The following is a 23,783-nucleotide window of genomic DNA, read 5'->3' on the forward strand; positions in this document are numbered from 1 at the left end:
GTCATGAGCACAAACAAACGCATTGTTCTTTCCAGTGATCACGCTGCAATCGACCTCAGGCAGGCTATCTCTGCTTACGTTGAAGCCGAAGGTTGGGAGGCCGTAGATATCGGCCCGACCACATCGGAAAGCACTCATTATCCCGAACACGGAGCTGCCGCAGCGCGCCTTGTGGCTTCGGGTGATTGTCGCTTTGGTATCATCTTGTGTGGCACCGGTCAGGGTATCATGATGGCGGCGAACAAAATCAACGGCGTCAGATGTGGCGTTTGCAGTGATGTCTTTTCGGCCCAGATGATCCGTCAGCACAATGACGCAAACATGCTCTCGCTGGGGGCGCGGATTATCGATGAAAAGCAAGCACTGGAAATCACGGCTGCTTTCCTGACATCCGAATTCGAAGGTGGTCGCCACGCAACGCGGGTCGATATGATCGGGGCGCTCGAAGCCTAGTCTGCCGCCAAATCCTTGGCTGAAATTCGCACGCCCAAAGCATCAAGATCGGCAATCATCTGATGCTTTGGCGCTATGCTGACTCCGGCTTTGATCGCATCGAATCGTTCGCGCAAGGCTTTCTTTTCCTCGCCCTTGCAGTCGTTCCAAGGGCGGCCTTGCAAGCCCATGACCAGCACATAATAGCCGATGAAATGAGGGCGCGTCCCGGCCTGTAACAGGCGCGCATATGCCTCGTCTGCTCCCAACGCTCGCAACTCCTGAGCTGTCATAATGCCCGCACGCGCGCAGGCTTGCTCGAACGCCGGGCCAAGATTGCGGATGGAGGATATCGGATCAGACATGCCTTGTCTTATCCCGCCCGATACGGCCTGTCACCCGCTCAAGGTTGTTTGCAGCTTCCCTTTCCGCTACCCAAGCGTTGGAGGGGCCAAGAATGAACGATCTAAGCCTAGAGAATGCCGCGCAAAATCTGGACCTGATGAACCCGCCCGAGGGGTTTGTCGACGACCCGTTCCCCCTTTACGATGCTCTGCTTGAGCATGCGCCAATATTGCGGCAGCCGGACGGTTCCATGTTGTTGTCGCGCCATGCGGATCTGGATGCCATTTATCGCAACACGACGCTTTATTCTTCGGATAAGGAGGCTGCGTTCGGCCCTAAATTCGGTGTTGGCTCGCCGTTATTCGAACATCATACAACTTCACTGGTGTTCTCCGATCCGCCGCTGCACACGCGGGTGCGCAAGATCATGACCTCAGCCCTGACGCCCCGGGCAATCGCGCGGATGGAGCCGGGTCTGATCGAAACCGTTGATACGCTGCTGGATGATATGGCGGGCAGGGGACGGGTTGATCTGATTGCGGATTTTGCCTCGACCATTCCAATCCAGATCATCGGCAATCTGCTGGATGTACCGATGGATGAACGCGCGCCTCTGCGCGATTGGTCTCTGGCTATCCTTGGTGCTTTGGAACCCGCTTTGACGGAAGCTAAGCTGGAAAAGGGTCACACTGCTGTTCGCGACTTCAAAACTTACCTTCGGGATCTCGTCGCCCGTCGTCGCGCAAAACCGGGAGATCCGGAAACAGATGTTCTGACACGTCTGATCCGTGGCGAAGGCGCGGATGAGATGCTGAGCGAGATTGAGCTTCTGCAAAACTGCATCTTCATACTGAACGCGGGCCACGAAACGACCACCAATCTGATCGGCAATGGACTGGCGCTGCTTCATGACTATCCAGAACAACGCCAAAGACTGTTGGAAGATGGCGAATTGATTGCTCCGGCGGTTGAAGAGGTCTTGCGCTTTCGGTCGCCCAACCAATTTGGCAACCGGGAAACTACGTCGGACGTTGAAATCCGAGGACATCAGATCGCCAAAGGAACGAACCTGCATCTATGTATCGGGGCAGCGAACCGTGATCCCGAGGTGTTCACCGACCCGACCCGGTTTGACATCACACGCAAGCCGAACAGGCACCTGGCCTTCGCAGGCGGGCCGCATGTCTGCGTTGGCCTGACTTTGGCGCGTCTTGAAGGTCGTGTTGCATTGGGCCGGTTGTTGAATCGTTTTCCCGATTACCAGATTCAAGGAAAACGGGTGCAGGGTGGTCGCATTCGCTTTCACGGTTACGCTTCCTTGCCTGCAGTTATGTAATTTTATCAAGGCTATAGTAGATGTTCTTCATGTAATTACGAATTGCGTGACAACTTCAGAGTTGTCTCAAGCCCTGGCTTCCGGTTACGCGCAAGAAACGTGCCGCCGTGCATATGCGAAATTGCCGCCACAAGCGCTAGTCCAAGACCGGCATTGCGCCCGGTCCTTGCGGGATCAAGCGTGACAAACGGCATCTGCAATCGGGGCAGATCGCATTCTGGTACGCCAGGGCCCCGGTCGCGAACGCTGAGTAACGCATAGTCGCCGTCGTCTCGAATTTCGATGGTGATCGCCGTGCCAGTCGGGGCGTAGCGCATGGCGTTTTCAAGAAGGTTCGACAGTGCTTGAGACAGCAGAGGGCGATGGCCTTGGATTGGGTACGCGTTTCCAACGACCTCAAGTCGGATGTTCTGATCAGACGCGACAGGTTCGTATAACTCAACCACGTCACCGACCAGTTGCAAAAGCTTTACCGGTTCAAATTGTTCGCGGCCCAGACCGGCCTCGGCACGCGAAATCTCGGTCAGTTGGCTGAGAACGCGCAGCAGGTGATCAATCTCGCCGGTCGCGCGCGCCATGTCGATCTCGCGATCTTGATCGCTTTTGCCGGGCTCAGCCAGGGATTCGACCCGTTGCCGCAGTCGCGACAGGGGAGAGCGCAGGTCATGAGCAATAGAATTGGACGTTGTGCGCAGGTTGCTGATCAGTTCTTCAATACGATCCAGCATGTTGTTCAATGTGGCCGCGACCTGATCGAATTCATCGCCCGTGCCTCGTAGAGGCATGCGCAGAGCTAAATCTCCGGAAACGATATTGTCGGCTGTATTGGCGATGTCTTTCAGTCGTGAAAACACCAGCCGGGTCAGCAGCCAGCCGGTCAATAAACTCAGCGCCAATGCCGTGGCAAGTGCCAGCGCGACAGACCGGAACAGAACCCGGTCGAATTGCTGTCTGGCCAATGAATCACGCCCGACAAGCAGCCTCTCACCACCCGGCAGCCGGACTGAAGCGGCAGAGATCGGGACATATTGATCCGTATCTTCTTTGCGAAGCTGAAGATCGACCCAGCCGCTGCCCGGAGTTATCCCTTCCGGCCAATGCGTCAGGTTGCCCGCCAGTTTCGTGCCTTGCCGACCTGTCAGCAGGTACAAGGCATCCCGCTCAGCCGCTGTCGGCAAACGGCGGTCGATGGCAGAGATCAACCCGATCATGCCACGCCGTTCATATTCATCTGCGAGGCCCGTAAGCTCGGCCTGAACGACCGAACGCGTCTCGCCTGAAATCGTGCGATTGGCCGTAAAATACACCATCGTCAGAACGGTCGCCGTCAGCAAAGTGCTAAGCACCATGCTGGCCAGAACCAACCGAGTACGAGAGTTTTTCAGCGACAGGCGCAGGTTATCCATCCGAAACCATGTATCCGGCGCCTCGGACTGTTTCAATCACCGGGTCAGCTCCGTCTTCATCAAGCTGGCGGCGCAGTTTCGAAATATGGACGTCGACCACGTTGGTGTTCGGGTCAAAGTGGTAATCCCACACACCTTCAAGCAACATCGTGCGCGAGACGACGCGGTTTTTTCGGCGCAGAAAGAACTCCAGAATTTGAAATTCGCGCGGGGTCAGGGTGATTTCACGACCGTTGCGTGTGACCTTGCGGGTCAACAGATCCATTTCGAGATCGCGGCAGGCAAGGGTCGGCGTTTCTTCGGCTTCTTGCGGTCGACGCAACAGGGCTTCGATCCGGGCATGAAGTTCCTGGAATGAAAATGGTTTGACCAGATAATCGTCTGCGCCCGCGCGGAGGCCTTTGACTCGCTCGTCCACTGCACTCATGGCGGTTAACATCAGAACAGGTGTTTTCAACCCAGCCGCACGCATTGACTTAATCAGTGATAACCCGTCCAGCCCGGGAAGCATTCGGTCCAGTACGACCGCATCAAATCCGCCGTCAGTTGCGTGGTACAGGCCTTCGCGGCCATCTGATGCGACTTCGACAACATAGCCTTCTTCACCAAATCCCTTGGCAATGAAGTCCCGTGTGTCTTGGTCATCTTCAACGATCAACAAGCGTCTGCTCATGGTCAGGGCTCCTTCCCAATGGGATTTAAACACACATACTCTTTGAAAAAAACATGCCGGGTGCAAAGGTGCACCCGGCAGTTCCGGCGGCACGTGGACAATCCGTGCCTGCCAGAATAAGCGCTCCAAATTTCCCCATCATGTGGCGCGCTTAGGTGTAGGGTTAGGCGATTTCGACCGCGACGAAGATCTGGTTGCCACCGCGATTGATCAAAACCAGAGCTGGATCCGTCTTTTCGTTCTCCAGCGCTTCTTTCAAAGCGTCTGGCGTAACTGTATCCAGATTGCCCAGTCGAACGATCACATCACCACGCTGCAATCCGGCCTTGGCCGCAGGGCTTTCGGGCTCCAGATCGGTGACAACAACACCATCGACGTTCTCGGCCACGCCAATCTCGGCGCGGGCGGTTTCGGTCAGCGGTGCCACGGTTACGCCCAGCGACGTACCTTCGAACTTGTCTTCAACCACGCTATCGGTAGCCGCCGAGGCTGACTGATGCTGACCGATTGTCAGTTCGATCTGTTCTTCTTTGCCATTTCGAAGAACAGTCAGCGTGCTATCAGTACCTACCTTGGTCGTGCCAACCAGGATCGGAAGATCGCTACTGGAATCAACGGCTTCGTCATTGAAGGTCAGGATCACGTCACCTTGCTGCAGTACGCCATCGGCCGGGCTGTCAGGTACAACATCCGATACCAGTGCACCTGTTGCCGTATCGATACCCATCGCAGCAGCCAGTTCGGGGCTGACATTCTGGATCGACACTCCCAACCAACCGCGGCTGACCTCGCCGTCATCGCGCAGATCAGCCGTGATGTGATCTACAATATTCGAAGTCACCGCAAAGCCGAGCCCGACTGAGCCGCCGCTGGGCGAATAGATCGCCGAGTTCACACCGATCACCTCACCATCCATGTTGAATAGCGGACCTCCCGAGTTGCCTTTGTTGATTGCAGCATCGGTCTGAATAAATTCGGCGTAGGGGCCTTCCGAAATATTGCGCCCCTTCGCGGAAACAATACCGGTCGTAACGGTTGCATTCAGGCCAAACGGGTTGCCGATGGCGACGACGTCTTCGCCCACGCGAATGACATCGCTGTCACCCATTTGAACGGCTTGCAGGTCTTCTCCTGCGTCGATTTTAAGCACGGCGATGTCCGTAAGCGGATCTGTACCAACGATTTCAGCTTCGAATGTGCGGTTATCGCTCAGACGTACGGTCACTTCGCTGGCGTTGTCGACAACGTGGTGGTTGGTGACGATGTATCCTGCCTTATCCAGCACAAAGCCTGATCCCAAACCCTGGCTGGGGCCTCGCTGCGGCATGTCAAATCCTTCAGGACCGCCGAACCGTTTAAAGAACTCGCCAAAGGGATGGTTTTCGAGGTCGAACTCCTGACCTTGTGTGGGGCGTGGTTTGGCATCTTGCCTGGCGGTGATCGTGACCACCGAAGGCGAGACGGTTTCGACCAGATCGGCCAGAGCCTCGTCTGCCATTGCGGGCAGGGCGGTGGTGGCCATCATGGCCGCGCCCAGTGCGGTAGCTCCCATCCAGCTGGATGTGCGTGGAATAAGCAGTGAGGATTTACGGATGCTCATTTTGACTCCTGTCTATTTCGGCGGTTGATCCCGCGCATTGAGAGAGGAGATGCACTGGCAACCTTGGGATATCCTGAGAGAAATATTAAGAAACCTTAATTTCGCCACGTTTCGCCGCTTTAATGACTCCGTTCAACGTGCTCGGGTAGCAAGAATCAGCTTGGGTGCTATGTGGCGAATCGGTGGATTGTTGCCGATAAAGTCAATAAATTCGAAAAAGCATTGAATTGATTCATTTTTGTTAACAAAGAAACGACGCTTTTGCGGTCTCAAAAATACTTCTCCTAAAAGTTGCGTGAGATGCAGTGTTCAAATTTCGAACACGCCCGTCGATGCCTTTGAAATAGGTAAGTTAGCCGTATTCTAAGTGCGCAACTGACGGAAACTTCTGGAAAAAGTATAAGTCGATGCAACCATTGGTAGAATCCAGAGTGTTGCATTGTTGCTCAAAAGCCAGTGCGCCTGCGCTGAAATTTACCATTTCATCCAATTTTACATTGTTTGAACGCATCGGATCAGCGACATTGGAGTTGCCCAAGTGAGGGGGGCCTTAGGCACTAGGGGGTGTCAAAGGCGCATCTCAGTCTCCATAGCGCTGAGCGGCATGTTAACGAGGGGGTCTTGTTTAGGTTCAGCAGCACAACGTCGGGAAGCCTGATTGGCGATCTGACCGCGCTTTAGAGATTGGTGAAAGTGGTAGTCCTGTTTTTGGGCATGCGACCCGGTCATTATTGACCGGGTCGCGTTTATTTGAGGGGCTGCTTTTGCGGTCGGCCCGCACTCCAACGGGTCCAATCGGCGGGTGTATCCAAATCAAGCAGCGCATTCTGGGCGGGCAGGCGATGCAGATGAACCTTGCCCTTGTAACGTTGCACGACAATCTGCGCGCCGCTGTCACCGTTCAGTTCCGAAAGCTCTGAAAATAGAGAACGATCAAACACGACAGGATGGCCGGGAGCGCCTTCGTCAGTAGCCCCACGCCATATCAGATTGTCAGGGTGGGTTTTGACTGATCGGAGAACACTGTTCAGGTCTTGGGTTGTGAGGTCCGGAAGGTCCGATAACAGGATCATGACCGCAGGTGCATTTGCTGGAACGGAGGCCATTGCGCCTCTCAAACTGGCATTCATGCCTTCTTGCGCATTTGGGATTTCGACCAGTTGAACACCGAGGCCCTCCAGCACCGTATATCGGGGATGTGGGGCCGGGGGCAGGGCGATGATAACGTGACCTGCGGCAAGCGCCCGCTGAGCCACTCGGCGCAGAAGCGGCACGCCTTCAATCGGTTGCATTAACTTATCAGCACCACCCATGCGGCTGGATTGCCCGGCAGCGAGCAGGATGATGGGAATCTGGGTCATTTCGCAAGCATGCCGTCGGTGGATTAATAAGTCATCCCCGCATTCTTGCGCCATCGGGATCGAAAAGTGGGGTCGTGATGACACGCGCTTTGTGCATCTGACCTAGAATTTCAATTTCAACCGCACGTCCCTCGGTGGCCTGTTCAGTCGGGAGGAACCCCATGGCAATCGACTTGCCCGCAAAGTGCGAATACCCACCAGATGTACAGAAGCCGACAACAGCGCCGTCTAACCAGATCGGTTCGTACGCGTTTACATCCGCATCTGCCGCGTCGACCTCAAAAGCCACCAAGCAGCGATCAACGCCAGATGCGCGATCGGCCTCGGCCGCTGCTCGGCCGATGAAATCACTGTTCTTGGAGAATGAGATGAACCGATCCAACCCGGTTTCTGCCGCTGTATAGTCGGGTGAAAATTCTCGCATCCACGAGCCAAAGAACTTGTCCAGACGCAGACTCATCATTGCGCGCATGCCAAATGGGGTCATGTCATGGGCTTGACCCGCTTGCCACAGGTTCCACCATAGTTGCCGTTGGGCCATTGGGTCGCAATAAATCTCATAACCCAGATCGCCGGTATAGCTGACACGCTGAACGATGCAGTCGGTCATGCCAATTGTCATCTCGCGCACGTCGAGGAACCTGAGCGAGTTGACTGCTTCTCGGGTGCAGGCCGACAAAACCTCGGTGGCCTTGGGGCCTGCGATCTGAAACCCATTCAACCGGTCGCTGATGTTCTCGATGCCCACGCCATGGTCCTGGTTTTTCAGGAACCAGCGCATATGAAATGCCTGACTGCCGTAGGAGGCGGTCAGGTGAAACAGGTCGTCGCCCAAGCCGGAGACGGTGAAATCGCCGATCAGCTTACCTTTATGCGACAACATTGGCGTCAGTGAAACGCGGCCTGGTTTGGGTATGCGGCCCGCCATGATGCGATCCAGCCATGCACGAGCACCGGCACCGGTAATACGGTATTTTCCGAAATTGTGGACTTCGTTGATCCCAACACCTCCACGCACGGCACGAACTTCGCGGCCGGTGGCCTCAAAGGCGTTGGAACGGCGGAACGAGGGTGTCTCGAAATCCGGTTCATCGCCTTGGGCAAAGTAGTTTGGTACTTCCAGCCCGTATTGCTGCCCCCAAACGGCACCGAGATCGCTGAAGATGTCGTACATTGGTGTGGTTCGGTTGGGACGCGCTGCAGGCAGTTCCTCGTTCGGATAAGCGACGCTGAACCGCTTCTGATAGTTCTCGATCACCTTGGGGCGCGTATAGCCCGGGCTGATCCAATCGCCAAACCGCGCCACATCCATGGCAAACACATCGCGTTCGGGTTCGCCTTCGATCATCCATTGAGCAAGGGTCAAGCCAACACCACCGCCTTGGCTGAAACCGGCCATGACACCGCAGGCTGACCAGTAGTTCCGCACGCCAGGCACCGGACCGACCAGAGGGTTGCCATCCGGGGCAAAGGTAAACGGCCCATGGATGACGGATTTGACACCCGCCTCAGCGAGAACAGGGAAGCGTTTGTAGGCGAATTCGATGCTATCGGTGATCTTGTCGAAGTCATCGGGCAGCAATTCATGGCCAAACTCCCACGGGGTGCCGTCGACCGCCCAAGGCTTGCAGGGCTGTTCGTAGAAGCCGATGCACAGTCCACGCCCTTCCTGCCGCAGATAGCTTTCGCCAGCGGGGTCCATCACATGCGGGTGCTCGCTACCTGCGTCGATGATGGCCTCGATCTCGGGTATGTTATCGGTGACCAGATATTGATGCTCCATCGGATGCAACGGGAAATAGATCCCGGCCATCGCACCGACCTCGCGCGCCCACAATCCGCCCGCATTGACGATATGTTCGGCGTGAATTGTACCCTTGTCGGTCACCACGTCCCAAGTTCCGTCCGGGCGCTGGTTGGTCTCGCGCACCATGCAATGTGTTTCGATCGTAGCCCCGCCCATACGCGCGGCCTTGGCGTATGCGTGTGTTGTACCCGACGGATCAAGGTGCCCGTCCAGCGGATCATACAGCGCACCAAGGATGCCATCGGTGTTGGTGATCGGAGCAATTTTTTTGATCTCCTCAGGCCCGACGATCTCGGTCTCAAGACCCATGAATCGGTGCTTGGCGCGTTCGGCAAGCAACATGTCGAACCGGTCTTGATTGTCGGCCAGCGTGACGCCGCCGACGTGGTGCAGGCCGCACGACATGCCCGTGATCTCTTCCAGCTCTTTGTACAGCCGGATGGTATAGCCCTGCAGGGCGGCCATGTTTGTGTCACCGTTCAGGGTGTGAAACCCGCCCGCCGCATGCCAGGTCGAACCGCTGGTCAGCTCAGACCGTTCCAGCAGCATCACATCCGACCAACCGAGCTTGGTCAGGTGATAGAGGACCGAGCATCCGACAACGCCGCCTCCGATAACTGCGACACGGGTGGTGGTTTTCACGATGTTTCTCCCTCGGCTTTTGGCCGAGCCTGCCGAGGGCTCTGGCGTATTAAGTTCCGTTCGCGACACCGCGCGTCGTTTGCTGAATACGCGCGCTGTAGGGCTTAGAGAGGACGAACCTTGAGGGCGGTGATCCTGTTGCCTTCGCGGGCCGTGACCTCAAATCGGAAACCGTGGAACGAGAACACTTGGCCCACAATGGGGATCATCTGAGCCTCGTGGATCACCAACCCGGCCAGCGTGTTGGCTTCTTCATCCGGCAGCGACCAGTCTAGCGCGCGGTTTGCGTCGCGGATGGTCATCGCGCCTTCGACCAGATACTGGCCGTCGTCAGATCGGGTAACGGGGACATCTTCGTCGATGTCGAACTCGTCTGCGATCTCGCCCACGATCTCTTCCAGAATATCTTCCAGCGTGATCAGCCCGCGCAGCGATCCGTATTCGTCGACAACCAAGGCAAAATGGCTGTGCATCCGAAGAAACTCACGCATCTGGTCGTCCAGAGTGGTGGTTTCGGGCACGAAATAAGGATCGTTGGCAACCTTCGCGATGTCGAAATTCTTAAGCCGCTCTGGATCACCATCCGCGCCACCTACCTGCGCATACATTGCGCGAAACAGGTCTTTGGCGTGCACGACACCCACGATGTTTTCCTGTTCTTCACGGAACACAGGCAGGCGGGTGTGCGGGCTTTCCAGACATTGTTTCAAGATCGCTTCGGGTTCGTCATCCGCATCGATCATCTCAATATTCGAGCGATGAAGCATGATCTCTTCCACCGCGCGGTCGCCAAGATCGAGCGCGCCCAGAATACGGTCGCGATCTTCTTTTTCGACCACACCTTCGGAATGGCCCAGTTGCAATGCGCCAGCGATTTCTTCACGGACCGCAAGGATGTTGCTATCAGGGTCGATCTGTACGCCGAACAGGCGCAATACACCGCGCACCAGCAGTCGGACGGCAGCCACCACCGGAGAGAACACCGTTACGACGACGCTGATAACGGGTGCCACCAAGGCGGCGGCTTTTTCGGCGTTGGTAATCGCGTAGGTCTTGGGCAGCACCTCGGCAAAGATCAGCACCAGAAGGGTCATCACGAGCGTCGCTAGCGCCACACCGCTTTCGCCGAACAGGCGAGTAAACAGGGCGGTTGCCAACGAAGCGGCAAGGATGTTGACAAGGTTGTTGCCGAGAAGGACCGAGCCGATCAGACGTTCGTTATCATCGGTGATTTCCAGCGCTTTTTTCGCCCCGCGCGAGCCTTTGTCAGCCTGCGCTCTCAGCTTGCCGCGCGATGATGCGGTCAGCGCAGTTTCGGAGCCCGAGAAAAAGCCCGAGAGGACAAGGAGAAGAAGAATGGATCCTGTCGTGATCCAGAATGCGCCATCAAGCAGAGAAGGAGTGGGTTCCATTGGTCCTAGGTTGTTCGTGTTGCTGCAATCGTTATGGGGGTGCGGGCCCTACCAATCAAGGGGTTAGCCCTGATCTGTGGTGTCGTCTTTGGCCAGCGGGTGGTGTTCCAACACCAGTTCCGACAGGCGCTCATCCAGAACATGCGTATAGATCTCGGTTGTCGCCACATCTGCATGGCCCAACAGCGTCTGGATCGAGCGCAAATCCGCGCCATTGGCCAGCAGGTGCGTCGCAAACGCATGGCGCAGCGTATGAGGTGTGACTTTTTCAGGCGAAACACCGCCTTCGATCGCCAGTTCCTTGACCAGCAGAAAGAAGCGATGCCGCGTCAGGTGACCGGATTTCCCGCGCGACGGGAACAGGAAACGCGACGCTTGCCCCCCTTTGGAAACGGCTTTTTCCTCGGCCGCATCGCGGGCTTGCAGCCAGTCTGCCAACGCCTCGCGGGCAGGGGGGGACAGCGGAACCATCCGCTCTTTCCCGCCTTTGCCGAGGACCAGCAGCATGCGGGGATCACCTCTGGCCGAACTGACCGGCAGCGATACCAGTTCTGTCACACGCATCCCCGTCGCATAGAGCAGTTCCATCAGGCACGTGTTGCGAATTTTGTCTGCGTCGGAACGACCCGTGCGCCGCGCTGTTGCAAGCAGGCGGTCAACTTCGGGCACGTCCAGTGTCTTAGGCAATCGCTTGGGGCGCCCTGGTCCCTTGATCTGGATGGCCGGGTTGCTTTCGCGCCAGCCTTCTTCGAAAGCAAATCGATACAATTGTTTGATCGCCGACAACCGCCGTGCCCTTGTCGAGCGCGACAGGCCCTGCGCATCGCAATCGATCAGGTAACCTTCGATCCGATCGCGATCCGCTTCGGAAAAGCCCGATTTCCGACGCGTCAACCAATCAGAGAAATCTTTCAGATCCCGGCCATAGGCGAGCAGGGTGTTGGTGGCAGCGCCAAGCTCGGCAGCTTGCGCTTCGAGGAAGGTGGAAATCCACAGCTCCTGAGACGCGGGCGCGGTCATGCTCAAGCCCCGTTCAAGATCATCAACTGCAACGCGGCCCGACGTGCGGTGTCTTCAAGACCCACGCGGCGGAACGCAGCGATTGCAGCGGTCAGGTCGACCAGATTGCCGCGCGCGCCATGGGCGAACAATTGCATCGTTTCCAGAATGGCTTCGCCCAATTGATCGTTACTCAGCAGCCCGTCGATATCCGAAGGGATGGGCGCGGACCAGGCAAAGCCCTGCGAAATGGCATCCGCCAGAGGGGTTGGCGACGGCGCGCGTTGCGGATCGCCCTGTGCCAGGGCGGCCAGAAACATATTCGCATCGGAACCTTCGGGCACATCTTGCGCCGCGTCTTCATAAAGCTCGGACAACAGCAGAATACGCCACCGCAGATTCTTGGCGGCCGAACCTGATAGTTTCATTGCTGCCAGACGCGGGGCAAAAAGTTCGGCAAACGGAACCTCAAGCCCGACGGTTTTCATCTGAGCCCAGACCTCAACAAGAGTTTTGGAAACTGCCTCGGGATTTCCGGTTTCCAATGCGGTTTCGAACCGTTGGATGGCAGCCACGCGGTCCCAGACAGCACCCGAAGCAGCCGGCGAACGTTCGGTATATAGGCCAAGCAACTGATTGGGTGTCAGCGCGCCAATCCGCGTCAATCGTTCAGCAGCTTCGACCTGAGCTTTCCAGCCTGCCACATCGCGCAGATCGGCATTGGCGAACGCCCTTGGCAGTGAAGCCGTGGGCAAACGTTCACCAATGGCTTCGAACAGACGGAACGTAAGCGGATTCGGGTCGTCGGGCTGAGGAAGATACTCAGCCCCTTCGAACAATTCCGGGCTGAGAAAGCGATCGAGCAAGGCAAGCTGGTCTTCGGGAAGCACCTGCAGCGCATGAGCGGCTTCGAGCGTTAGCGCGGCTGAGGCCCAATCTCCACGACGAGCCTTGCAGAATATCTGCGCCGCGTAATCCCGAGACAAATTCGGCTGCGCGATTAGCGCGGTGCAACTCCGGTCTTCGTCACCCGTCAGCAAAGTTGCATCGAACCAGCGTTTGAAACGAGCTTGCGTATCGGTCGGACCGGCCAGCTGAACCAGAGATTGTACCGGATCGGATGCGCCCAATTGCATAAGGCGGTCCAGTCGCGCCATCAGCAATTTGTCTTCTGCCTGTCCTCCGCTTGGGGGACGTGCCTCGGAAAGGAGCAGGGTGAACAGCAGCCGTTGCATTGCGGGGTTGGACTTGACCCGCACCTGCCCGATCAGTTCCGCCAGACGATCCGCATCGCTGTTCTGCCACAAGTTGACTGGCAGACCCGTGACGGAAGAGGCCACCAAACCCAACGGAGGCGACAGCGCCTCAAGCGGGGTGACCTGCACGTCCGGCTGTAACCCTGTCTGGGTGACAGGTGGCTCTAATAGCACTGTGCCTGGCAGATTCTCAGGCGGGTCGGTCAGCCAGTCGATGATCGACAAGGGCTCCGTCGATTGTGCCTGCGCAGTTCCGGCCAGAAAAAGCGCCAGAAGAGTAGTCTTAGTCGGCATTCAAGATGACCGGTTCGCGGACTTCACTTTGAGGAGCGGAAAAGTCCGCACCAAAATACGGCCCGACATAGGCATACCCAACCAGCCCGATGAAACACAGGCAGATGAGGTAAATCAGGAACTTGATTAAACGGCCCATGGGTGAACGCTGCCTCAATTTTTGCTTTTGCCCAAGTTATAACTAGCATTTTTCTTAAGATCACGTCATTCACGACGAAATGAGCGAAATTAAGCATAACACGGTGCGTTCCGACACAGCGGCGCAGTTTCAACTGCACAAAACCGTCGTTTTGGTCGGAATGATGGGGGCTGGAAAGACTGCGGTGGGCCGGGCCCTTGCGGCGCGGCTCGGCGTTCCCTTTCTCGATAGCGATTCCGAGATCGAATCGGCGGCCAACATGACCATCCCCGAGATCTTTGCCCGTGATGGTGAGGCGTTCTTTCGCAGCAAGGAAAGTCAGATCATCGGGCGGCTTTTGGACGAGGAAAAAGGCATCCTGTCGACCGGAGGCGGCGCGTTTCTGGCAGAAGGCAATCGAAAAATGATCTCAGATCGCGGTGCATCTGTGTGGTTGCGGGCCGATCTGAACGTGTTGTGGAATCGCGTCAAACATAAAGACACGCGCCCGTTGCTGCGTACGGAAGACCCGTATGCAACGTTGCGCGGTTTGTACGAGGCGCGCGTGCCGATCTATGAACAGGCCGATCTGGTGGCTGACTCAGATGGCGAAACCGCAATCGAAGATATGGTGGATCGGGTGATCTCTGCATTGGTGACGCGCCCTGATATTTTGGAACGAATTTAATGCATCAAACCGTACATGTTGATCTGGCCGAGCGTTCTTATGATGTAGAGATCGGCCCCGGCCTTTTGGCGCAATCTGGGGAACGGATTGCTCCACTGATAAAGCGTAAGCGTGTCGCGGTTCTGACGGATGAGACTGTCGCGGGCCTGCATCTGGATGCACTGCGTGAAGGCCTGGCCTCAGCCGGGATCGAGATGAATGCTCTGGCAATGCCAGCGGGTGAGGCCACCAAAAGCTGGCCGCATTTTGAGCGCGCGGTAGAATGGTTGCTGGCAGAGAAGGTCGAACGGAACGACATCGTCGTTGCGCTAGGAGGGGGTGTGATCGGTGATCTGGCGGGATTTGCTGCAGCAGTGATGCGGCGCGGGGTGCGCTTTGTTCAGATACCAACCTCGCTGCTGGCACAGGTCGACAGCTCGGTTGGCGGCAAGACCGGGATCAACGCGCCACAGGGCAAGAACCTGATTGGAGCGTTTCACCAGCCGTCACTGGTGTTGGCCGACACGGACGTGCTGGGTACGTTACAGACGCGGGACTTTCTCGCTGGATATGGCGAAGTCGTCAAATATGGACTGCTGGGCGATGCCCAGTTCTTTGAGTGGCTTGAAGATAACGGGCCTCTGTTAGCATCCGGCGACATGGCTGCGCGCGTGCAGGCCGTCACACGCTCGGTTCAGATGAAGGCCGATATCGTGGCACGCGACGAGACCGAGCAGGGCGACCGGGCGCTGCTCAATCTGGGTCATACTTTCTGCCACGCGCTTGAGGCTGCAACCGATTATTCTGATCGATTGCTGCACGGTGAAGGTGTCGCCATCGGCTGTGCGCTGGCGTTTGAAACTTCTTCTCGCTTGGGGCTTTGCCCGCAAGAAGATCCAAGCCGTGTCAGGGCGCATTTGCGCGCCATGGGCATGAAGACTGATCTGGCCGATATTCCGGGTGAAATGCCGGATGCAGAAACGCTGGTCGATCTGATGGCGCAGGACAAAAAGGTCATGGATGGCCAGTTGCGTTTCATTATGGCACGAGGCATCGGACAGGCCTTCGTCACTTCAGAAGTGCCGCGCGAGACAGTGGTCTCGGTGCTTGATGATGCGCTGGCCGCCTGCTGAGATTCAGCGCCCCTGGATTACCATCAGCTCGCCGATGTTTTCGCGGGTGATATAGCCAACCATGTGTCCCGATTTGGTGCATACAGCAATTGCGGGTGCACCTTTATGCAGGCCATTCAGAACTTGGTCCAAACCGCTGGTGAGCGCGACTTGTGGTATGTTCTTATCCATAATCGACGCTGCAGGCTCGGATCGGGGATGGTCGCTTGCTAACGCTGCGAACAGTCGGTCACGGGTGACAAAACCCAAAAGGCTGCCATCCTCGGCCAAGACGGGAAACTCGTGCTGGGTCGTATGAATGACCGCTTGAGCCGCCGTCGCCAACGTATCATCGGGCGACAACGCCTTGAACTCGGTGATCATCGCATCCCGGGCCTTAACACGCCGCGCAACCGAACGTAGCGCAACGTCCTGGTTTTCGGAATTCGCGGCAATGAAGACAAAGACGGCGATCAGAACCAGTATCGGGTTGCCAGAGGTCAGCCCCAGAAAACCAAGCCCGACCGCTACGATCTGACCGCCAAGGGCGGCGATCCGCGTGGCCTTGGCACGTTCCATCTTCATACATAGCAAGGCGCGGAATACACGCCCGCCGTCCATCGGAAATGCCGGGATCATGTTGAAGGCCGCCAGCAGCAGATTCACATAGGCCAGACGGCTCAATAGGTTCGTGCCTGCCGAGTCGATCTGGGCCAGCGATCCAAGTTGTATCCCCGCGCCTAAAACCACGAGGATGGCCCAGATGACGACGTTTACGGCCGGGCCTGCTAAGGCGACCCAAACCTCCTGCATCGGTTTTTCTGGCATCCGCTCAAGACGTGCCAGTCCACCGATTGGCAGCAAAGTGATATCAGGGGTGCGAATCCCGTATCGCTTTGCCATGAGCGCGTGACCGAATTCATGCGCGACGACACAGGCAAACAAAGCCAGAACGAACAGGATGTTGTTGAGCGCAGCGGGCCAACCGCCGCTGGAATACGCTGCAAAACCAACCCAGGCGAGCAGCAGTAAGAAGGTGACATGGACCCTCAGTTCCGAGCCGAGCAATCGGCCAAGTGAGAAGGACCATGCCATGTTGTTTCTCCGTTTGGTTTAGAACGGAATCTCGTCGTCATCGATGCCGCCGGATGCAGGGGCAGGGGCGCTGGACTGACCACCATAGGGATCACCATAGCCTCCTCCGGCCTGACCACCGCCATAGCCACCACCACCGCCGCCGCCTTCACCGCGGGCATCCAGCATAGTCAGCTCGCTGCGGTAAGGGCGCAGGACAACCTCAGTCGAATAGCGATCCTGCCCCGACTGATCCTGCCACTTGCGGGTCTCTAACTGGCCCTCGACATAGACTTTGCTGCCTTTACGCAAATACTGCTCGGCAACGCGAACCAGAGGTTCCGAGAAGATGGCGACTGTGTGCCATTGGGTTCGATCCCGACGCTCACCAGTGTTGCGGTCTTTCCATGTCTCTGATGTTGCGATGCGCAGGTTGCACACCTTACCACCGTTCTGGAACGATCGCACCTCGGGGTCGGCACCGAGATTGCCGATCAGAATGACCTTGTTGACTGAACCCGCCATATATTCCCTCGTTTTACTCTGACTGGATGGCGCCCGAATCTGGCGCTGTATTCTGCTGCTGACCCTATACGGGCTACGACTTGGTTGAAACATGATTGATCGTGCAACGGTGAGCAGGAAAACATTAGGACTGTCTTAACCAAGCTTTCATTTCCGGCTGATTTAACTATAATCTGATTGGTTGTTGAGGGTGCAGGATTGGCATTAATGCGTTTTCTGGTCGGTGGTATCTCGGTATTGGGTCTTTGTCTGACGTCGTTCGCGACGCAGGCAGAAACGCTGTCCACCAAGAATCGCAAGGCGATATTCCTCAAGCAATCCAAGGTTTTGGATAATCGGGCCGCTACGCAATATCGCGGCTCTGAACGGCTTAAACCCAAGACCGAGCGTGGGAAATTCGTCAAGCGTTACACTGGTAACTACCGGGGCCAGTATCTGGATCATGCCAGAAAAGCAGCGCGGCAACATAACGTGCCGGAAGAACTTTTCCTGCGACTTGTTCAACAAGAAAGCGGGTGGAACCCGAATGCCAAATCCCACAAAGGGGCCTTGGGTCTTGCGCAACTGATGCCTCAGACAGCGCGGCTGCTGGGCGTCAATCCGCACGATCCGATCCAGAATCTGGAGGGTGGTGCGCGTTATCTTTCCTGGCAATACCGCAAGTTCAAGTCCTGGCGCCTTGCACTGGCAGCTTACAATGCAGGGCCCAAAGCAGTTGAAAAGCACGGCGGAATTCCACCCTACAAGGAAACCCAGAACTACGTAAAAGTGATCTGGGGGGGCTAGCTGCGCCGCAGCGTGTCTGTTTCTTGATCTACCGCCAAACGCTGTCCTAGTCTGATTGGATAACTTTTCGGACTGGTGCGAATTGCGATGATCCAAGATCGACCCAACATACCACCCGAAACAATGGCGAACTGGCAGCGTTTGGTCGACCTTGTTTCGCAGCTGGCCGATGTGCCCGCCACTTTGATCATGAAGACCGAAGCGCCGGATCATGCGGTTCTGATCACATCGGATCATCCAGAAAACCCATACCCGGTCGGCATGAATTTTCGACTGAACCCCAAGCTCTATTGTCAGGGCGTTCTGGAACGCGACGGCGAATTTGTTGTCGAGGACGCAACCTGTGACCCGGCCTGGAGCGACAATGAGGACATGGAGCATGGCATGTCCTTCTATATCGGTTTTCCGCTGAAGTGGCCGGATGGTTCGGTATTCGGAACAATCTGCGTCTTGGACCGTCACCGCAATCGCCGGGCCTTGTTGTTTCGTGAAGGTTTGGCACAGTTTGCGCGCATGGTTGAATCGGATTTGGCTTTGATCCAAGAGGTTTACCTGCGCCGAGCGCTGGAAGTGAAGTTGAATGAAACTCTGGCGCAACTGGAGCACCGCGTCGCGGCGAGGACGCGGGAGCTGCAGGAAACAAACACGGCGCTACGGGTGCTGTTGACCAGTTTGGACGACGATCGGAAAGACCGGGATCAGGATATCGTAGATCAGGTTCGCACGATGGTGTTGCCTTATCTGGACAAGTTGCGCGGGCTATTGACCGAAGGCGACGCCTCGCAAGTTTATCTGGAATTGGCCGAGCGTAATCTGCAAGAGATTACTTCAATGATTTCCGACAAACTTTCGGATGCGTTTTCGGTCATGACGCCGACCGAGATCGAAATTGCTCAGCTGGTCATGTCGGGCAAAACCACGAAAGATATCGCCCGGGCGATGTCGCGCGAAACTTCTACAATTGATTTTCATCGTAACAATATTCGTCGAAAACTTGGCCTCGAAGGCCGTGACCAGAACTTGCGAAGCCATCTTTTGTCGATTTCGTGATTTCTGAATATGGGGATTTCCCCCATATTCCCCCCCGATTTTTCTGATCTGAGCAACCTGTGCCACGCGCGCTAGGCTGGTCGCAAGGGTGCGGACCAAGCCGGGCCTTTTCAACTCGGGAGGATAAAAAATGGATCGCAAAGATCTGAAACCCACAATTCTAAACGGAGAACGCGACACATTGGCAAGTGGTCTGTCGCGTCGATCGTTCTTTATGGCTGCCGGGGCCGCCGGTGTCGGTGCAGGGGCCTCACTGTTGGGTAGCAAACCGGCCGAGGCGCAATCGCAGGCCTGGCTGCAGCCTGGCAATAATAACCACGTAATCGATCTACAGGGCTCGACTGGTCAGGCAAGCACGGGAGCGGTTGGAATCGATTATTACGGTCACTGCGCGATCAAAATTACCTCTCCAAACGGAGTGACCGTGTTGTTTGATCCTTGGCGCGATGATCCCTCCGGCGCATGGGGCCTGTGGTTCCGCAACGAGTTCCCGCAGATCCCAGTTGATATCACCATGTCCACTCATGCTCATTTTGACCATGACGCTATCGAGCGACCAAGTTCCACAATGGTTTTAGACAGGATGGCGGGCAATTTTGAATTTGCTGATCTTAAGATCACAGGTTTTGCTGACAAACATGCCTGCGTTGCGCCAGGTTGGTACGAATGGACCAACGCCTTGGCCGAGTTTGGCGCGGAAGCTTGTCCGCCCAACAACGTCGGACATATGGATATGGTGGTCTACCTTGTCGAAACCGGAGGCATTCGCACCTTGATCTGGGGCGACAACCGCCACAATCCGCCTCAGGAGTTCTGGGATGCTATGGGACAGGTAGACGTGCTGACTTTGCCCGTCGACGGATCGGAACACATCCTTAGCTTCGATCAGGGCAACGATATTGTCGCCAAGCTCAAGCCCAAGATCATCATCCCGACGCACTACCTCAATGAGGTTACGTCATACACGCTTACGACGCTGCAGGCCGCAGACGATTGGGTCAAAAGCCAGCAGAGTTACAAGATGCTCGACAGCGCCAGTCTAAAACTGGAAGCCGGAGATGTGGCGGGTATGAATCAGGAGTTCATGCACTTCGGCAACAACGTGATGACGGGCTGATTACGATCAGAAACTGCCACTCACCCACGACCTGCGTCGCCTGTCTCCCCAAAAAACGTGACGCAAATTGAAAGGGCCGGTCTTTGACCGGCCCTTTTCTTTCGTTCGCGCGGATTTATTCGGCCGCAATTTTGATAACCGGCTCCATTTTGGCCAGAATGTCTTCGGCAAGGTGACATTTCACCTGATGACCATCCGCAAGTGTTTGCACCGGAGGCACATGGGATTCGCATCGCCCATCCGGCACTTCTGATTTCCAGCGACAGCGTGTTTGGAACGGGCAACCCGGCGGCGGGTTCATGGCCGAGGGAATATCGCCCTCAAGCACGATGTGCTGCTTTTCGATCGATGTGTCCGCGATTGGAACCGCACTTAGCAATGCCTCAGTGTAGGGATGATAGGGTGGGCTAAAGACCTGATCGGTGGTGCCCAGTTCAACCACATGCCCCAAATACATCACCATCACACGGTCACTGAGATAGCGCACGATTGAAAGGTCGTGACTGATGAACAGCAGCGTGGTTTTGTGCTCGCGCTGAATTTCCATCAACAGGTCTGTAACGGCAGCTTGTACGGATACGTCCAGCGCCGAAACCGGTTCATCCGCAACCACGATCCGTGCATCACCGGCAAAGGCGCGGGCGATACCGACGCGCTGCTTCTGACCGCCTGATAGCTGGCGTGGCATCCTGTCCGCGAAGGCGCGGGGCAATTTCACGAGATCCAGCAGTTCCAGCATCCGCTTCTTGCGATCGGCCTCGGAGTCACCGACGCCAAAGATTTCCAGCGCCCGGATGATTTGACGGCCTACGGTCATCGACGGGTTCAGCGTGTCGAACGGGTTCTGAAACACCATCTGCACTTCGCCAACGGTCTTGGCGTCGCGTTCTTCGATGGGCACGTCCTCGATATTGCGATTGTCCAGCAGGATCTGCCCGTCGGTGGCCGTTTCCAGCCCCATTAAGACCTTCGCAAAAGTGGATTTGCCGCAACCGGATTCGCCGACGATGGCAAGCGTCTCGGATTCATGCGCTTCAAAGCTTAGCGTCTCATTGGCCTTGACCACTTTGGTCTCACCACCGCCGAACAATGCATTCGCAGCCACCTCATAGTATTTCTTGAGGTTGTCCATTTTCAGAACAGTCCGGCCAATCTCGCCTTTCTCTTTCTGTTCACCAACGGTGATTGGCGCGTTCCAGTCGATTTCCTGGAATTTCAAGCATCGCGTATGGTGTCGGTCGTTGCCCGGTACCGCCTCCATCAGGATATCCTTGGCGTCACAGCGGCCTTCTTCGAAATAGTCGCAGCGCGGACCAAAGTTACAGCCCGGAGGCCGCTCATGGGGCAGGGGAAAGTTACCCGGTATGGCGACCAGTGGGCGCGAGTTCTTGTCAGCGCCCGGCAGCGGGATCGAGCGGAACAGCGCCTGCGTATACGGGTGCTGCATCTCGTCGAATACATCCTTGATCGAGCCACGCTCGACGGCTTCACCTGAATACATCACGCACAGCCGGTCGCAGGTTTCCAGCACCAGACCCAGATTGTGCGAAATGAACAGCATCGAGGTGCCGTATTTCTTGCCCAGATCCTTGACCAACTCGACCACGGCGGCCTCGACCGTCACGTCCAGAGCGGTTGTTGGCTCATCCAAGATCAACAAGGCAGGTTTCGACATCAGCGCCATCGCAATCACGATCCGCTGCTGCTGACCGCCTGACAGCTGATGCGGGAACGAGTTCAGCATCCGCTCAGGGTCGGGCAGGCGTACATCGGTGACGACCTCCAGCGCACGCGCGTAGGCCTCTTCCGCGCCCACACCTTCGTGGATCATCGGCACTTCCATCAGCTGCTTGCCGATCTTCATCGCCGGATTCAGCGATGCCATCGGCTCCTGATAGATCATCGCGATTTCATTGCCACGTATGTCGCGCAGCTCTTCGGTGGTCATTTCACCCAGATCACGCCCCTTGAACTTGATCGAGCCACCGACGATGCGGCCATTCTTGCCCAAATCCTGCATGACACCCAACGCCACGGTAGATTTCCCACAACCTGATTCACCCACCAAACCGACGGCTTCGCCGGGTTGCACACTGACCGAGAAATCCATCACGGCAGGGATCTCACGAAGGCGGGTAAAGAAGGAAATCGAAAGCTTGTCGATCTCCAGGATTGGCCCGTCATAATCCGCCAGTTTGTTCATCTTATTACTCCTCGCGAGAGTCCGGGGGTTTCCCTTCATCTGGCTAAAAATATCTCGGGGGTCCGGGGGCAGAGCCCCCGGCCTCGATCACAATCAGTCCTTCAGACTTTCTTCGCGCAGACCATCCGCCAGCAGGTTCAAGCCAAGAACCAGCGACAGCAATGCCAGCGCGGGCGGCAGTGCGGGATGTAGATAGATCGACAGAAGCTTGCGCCCCTCGTTGATCGTCGAGCCCCAGTCCGGGCTTTCCGGTGGCAGCCCCAGCCCGAAGAAACCCAAGGTTCCAAGCAGGATGGTCGTGTAGCCGATGCGCAGGCAGAAATCGACGATCAGCGGGCCACGCGCGTTGGGCAGGATTTCCCACAGCATGATGTACCAAGGACCCTCGCCGCGCGTTTGGGCCGCAGCCACATAGTCGCGAGTTTTGATGTCCAGCGCCAGTCCGCGTACGATGCGGAACACGGTCGGAGAGTTCACGAAGACCACCGAGACGAACACCACCAGAATACCGCCTGGAATATCGAACAGATCAAGGTAGGTCGGCAGACCCCAGATGCGGTAGCTGTCGGTGTTGATGATGTAGCCACCGGTCGAAATCAGCGACAGGTAGAGCCAGAGCGCAACACCCAGAACCCCGATCAACAAAGGCGTTCGAAAACTGGGACGCGTATAGAAACGCGAATTCAGTAGAACGCCGAGGAAGATGATCGGGAACACGAACAGGATCGCGGCCATATAGTTCGGCACGCCGGTCGCTACGATCTCGGGCGTGACCAAAAGGTAGAACAGCAAGATCACGGGAAAGGCCAGGATCAGGTTCGCGAGGAATGACAGGAGCGTATCCAGACGCCCGCCATAGTAGCCTGCGGGTAAACCCAGAGTGATACCGACCATGAAGGCAAACATCGTCGCCAGCGGCGCGATCTGCACGACGATCCAGGCACCTTTAACCATACGGCTAAAGACGTCGCGCGCGAGGTTATCTCCACCCAGCAAATACCAAGCGTATTGACCGTCCTCCAGATTGGGAAGCGGGGTGCCCGGCACTTTGTTCTTCATACCCGAGACCTGCGACAGGGGATCGTGGGTCACGATCAGATCGAGTGCGCCAAATATGCCGGTGAACACCCAGAACATCACAAGGCCAAAGCCGATCATACCAATGGGGCTGTCGAACAGCTTGCCATATAGGCCCAGCTTGCGCTTGAACGCAATCGACATCGCATAAAGGATGATCAGCGACAGCCAGACGGGCAGAAACTGCTGAGAGATAGCGCCGATGATGCCAGCACTGGTCCCCATCAGGATGCCAAGGACAATGTACGCCACCGCGATTCCCACACTTGCCAAAAAGCTATAGCGCAGCGCCGATTGTATCAGGATTCTCAGGCCAGAGCTCGAACTGAGCGTCCCATCGGCATTCACAATCATCTGATCTTCGGGCAGCACGATACTTGCCAGCATCCAGACAACGATGGACAAAAGCATCAGTCCCAACGCAAGCATCAACAGCGGGTTCAGGAAGGCGATAGAGCCGGTCCAGGTAAGTGGTTCCATGATCTATCCCT

The 23,783-nt window shown here is 56.5% G+C and carries 21 protein-coding genes; 7 read left to right on the plus strand and 14 right to left on the minus strand.

All coding sequences use genetic code 11. The features are described from left to right. Positions 1–3: 3 nt before the first annotated feature. Positions 4–453 (plus strand): ribose 5-phosphate isomerase B, encoded by a 450-nt coding sequence (rpiB, locus tag ACR0AW_RS01155; protein ID WP_170405254.1) that lies wholly within the window; start codon positions 4–6, stop codon positions 451–453. Here the strand turns inward: rpiB and ACR0AW_RS01160 are convergent. Further along, positions 450–797 (minus strand): TfoX/Sxy family protein, encoded by a 348-nt coding sequence (locus ACR0AW_RS01160; protein ID WP_170595853.1) that lies wholly within the window; start codon positions 795–797, stop codon positions 450–452. The genes rpiB and ACR0AW_RS01160 overlap by 4 nt on opposite strands. A 92-nt stretch (positions 798–889) precedes the next feature. Between ACR0AW_RS01160 and ACR0AW_RS01165 the strand changes: the two genes are divergently transcribed. Next, positions 890–2,113: a cytochrome P450 gene (locus ACR0AW_RS01165; protein ID WP_170731971.1), complete on the plus strand. Its 1,224-nt coding sequence runs from the start codon at positions 890–892 to the stop codon at positions 2,111–2,113. A gap of 35 nt (positions 2,114–2,148) precedes the next feature. On the opposite strand, the gene ACR0AW_RS01170 is transcribed toward ACR0AW_RS01165, so the two are convergent. The 9 genes from ACR0AW_RS01170 to ACR0AW_RS01210 form a co-directional block, all read right to left on the minus strand. Next, positions 2,149–3,519: a sensor histidine kinase gene (locus ACR0AW_RS01170; RefSeq protein ID WP_170731973.1), complete on the minus strand. Its 1,371-nt coding sequence runs from the start codon at positions 3,517–3,519 to the stop codon at positions 2,149–2,151. After that, positions 3,512–4,192, minus strand: coding sequence for a response regulator transcription factor (locus ACR0AW_RS01175; protein WP_170393316.1), 681 nt, complete (start codon positions 4,190–4,192; stop codon positions 3,512–3,514). Before ACR0AW_RS01175 ends, ACR0AW_RS01170 begins: the two co-directional genes overlap by 8 nt. A 163-nt stretch (positions 4,193–4,355) precedes the next feature. Continuing rightward, positions 4,356–5,792 (minus strand): DegQ family serine endoprotease, encoded by a 1,437-nt coding sequence (locus ACR0AW_RS01180; protein ID WP_170731974.1) that lies wholly within the window; start codon positions 5,790–5,792, stop codon positions 4,356–4,358. 746 nt (positions 5,793–6,538) lie between these two features. Beyond that, positions 6,539–7,153 carry a nucleotidyltransferase family protein gene (locus ACR0AW_RS01185; RefSeq protein WP_170510351.1) on the minus strand — a complete coding sequence of 205 codons (615 nt, stop codon included), beginning with the start codon at positions 7,151–7,153 and terminating at the stop codon, positions 6,539–6,541. Positions 7,154–7,184: 31 nt separating this feature from the next. Beyond that, positions 7,185–9,602, minus strand: coding sequence for a GcvT family protein (locus tag ACR0AW_RS01190; protein WP_170731976.1), 2,418 nt, complete (start codon positions 9,600–9,602; stop codon positions 7,185–7,187). 104 nt (positions 9,603–9,706) lie between these two features. Further along, on the minus strand, positions 9,707–11,014 hold the full coding sequence (locus ACR0AW_RS01195; protein ID WP_170393312.1) for an HlyC/CorC family transporter: 1,308 nt from the start codon (positions 11,012–11,014) through the stop codon (positions 9,707–9,709). A gap of 63 nt (positions 11,015–11,077) precedes the next feature. Then, entirely contained in the window at positions 11,078–12,034 is a 957-nt protein-coding gene (locus ACR0AW_RS01200) for a site-specific tyrosine recombinase XerD (protein WP_170731978.1), read from the minus strand. A gap of 2 nt (positions 12,035–12,036) precedes the next feature. Further along, entirely contained in the window at positions 12,037–13,563 is a 1,527-nt protein-coding gene (locus ACR0AW_RS01205) for a hypothetical protein (protein WP_170731980.1), read from the minus strand. Then, a complete protein-coding gene (locus tag ACR0AW_RS01210) occupies positions 13,553–13,702 on the minus strand; it encodes a hypothetical protein (RefSeq protein WP_170510340.1) in 150 nt (49 codons plus the stop codon). The genes ACR0AW_RS01205 and ACR0AW_RS01210 overlap by 11 nt, the downstream gene beginning before the upstream one ends. 79 nt (positions 13,703–13,781) lie before the next feature. On the opposite strand from ACR0AW_RS01210, the gene ACR0AW_RS01215 reads away from it, so the two are divergent. Continuing rightward, positions 13,782–14,369: a shikimate kinase gene (locus ACR0AW_RS01215; protein WP_170731981.1), complete on the plus strand. Its 588-nt coding sequence runs from the start codon at positions 13,782–13,784 to the stop codon at positions 14,367–14,369. Then, positions 14,369–15,481, plus strand: coding sequence for a 3-dehydroquinate synthase (aroB, locus tag ACR0AW_RS01220; RefSeq protein ID WP_170731983.1), 1,113 nt, complete (start codon positions 14,369–14,371; stop codon positions 15,479–15,481). Before ACR0AW_RS01215 ends, aroB begins: the two co-directional genes overlap by 1 nt. Positions 15,482–15,484: 3 nt before the next feature. Here the strand turns inward: aroB and ACR0AW_RS01225 are convergent, their stop codons facing one another. Beyond that, a complete protein-coding gene (locus tag ACR0AW_RS01225; RefSeq protein WP_170731985.1) occupies positions 15,485–16,555 on the minus strand; it encodes a site-2 protease family protein in 1,071 nt (356 codons plus the stop codon). Positions 16,556–16,573: 18 nt separating this feature from the next. Then, positions 16,574–17,059 (minus strand): single-stranded DNA-binding protein, encoded by a 486-nt coding sequence (gene ssb, locus ACR0AW_RS01230; RefSeq protein WP_170393305.1) that lies wholly within the window; start codon positions 17,057–17,059, stop codon positions 16,574–16,576. A 207-nt stretch (positions 17,060–17,266) separates the two neighbouring features. Between ssb and ACR0AW_RS01235 the strand changes: the two genes are divergently transcribed. The 3 genes from ACR0AW_RS01235 (at position 17,267) to ACR0AW_RS01245 (ending at position 20,012) form a co-directional block, all read left to right on the plus strand. After that, positions 17,267–17,845 carry a lytic transglycosylase domain-containing protein gene (locus tag ACR0AW_RS01235; protein WP_170405293.1) on the plus strand — a complete coding sequence of 193 codons (579 nt, stop codon included), beginning with the start codon at positions 17,267–17,269 and terminating at the stop codon, positions 17,843–17,845. A gap of 87 nt (positions 17,846–17,932) precedes the next feature. Beyond that, a complete protein-coding gene (locus ACR0AW_RS01240) occupies positions 17,933–18,895 on the plus strand; it encodes a LuxR C-terminal-related transcriptional regulator (protein WP_170405297.1) in 963 nt (320 codons plus the stop codon). A 130-nt stretch (positions 18,896–19,025) separates the two neighbouring features. Then, entirely contained in the window at positions 19,026–20,012 is a 987-nt protein-coding gene (locus ACR0AW_RS01245) for an MBL fold metallo-hydrolase (RefSeq protein WP_170731987.1), read from the plus strand. A 115-nt stretch (positions 20,013–20,127) separates the two neighbouring features. Here the strand turns inward: ACR0AW_RS01245 and ACR0AW_RS01250 are convergent, their stop codons facing one another. Both ACR0AW_RS01250 and ACR0AW_RS01255 read right to left on the minus strand, forming a co-directional pair. Beyond that, positions 20,128–22,215: a dipeptide ABC transporter ATP-binding protein gene (locus tag ACR0AW_RS01250; protein WP_170393301.1), complete on the minus strand. Its 2,088-nt coding sequence runs from the start codon at positions 22,213–22,215 to the stop codon at positions 20,128–20,130. A 93-nt stretch (positions 22,216–22,308) separates the two neighbouring features. Further along, entirely contained in the window at positions 22,309–23,772 is a 1,464-nt protein-coding gene (locus ACR0AW_RS01255) for an ABC transporter permease subunit (protein ID WP_170393300.1), read from the minus strand. Positions 23,773–23,783: the final 11 nt, after the last annotated feature.

Source organism: Ruegeria sp. C5, from assembly GCF_056537605.1.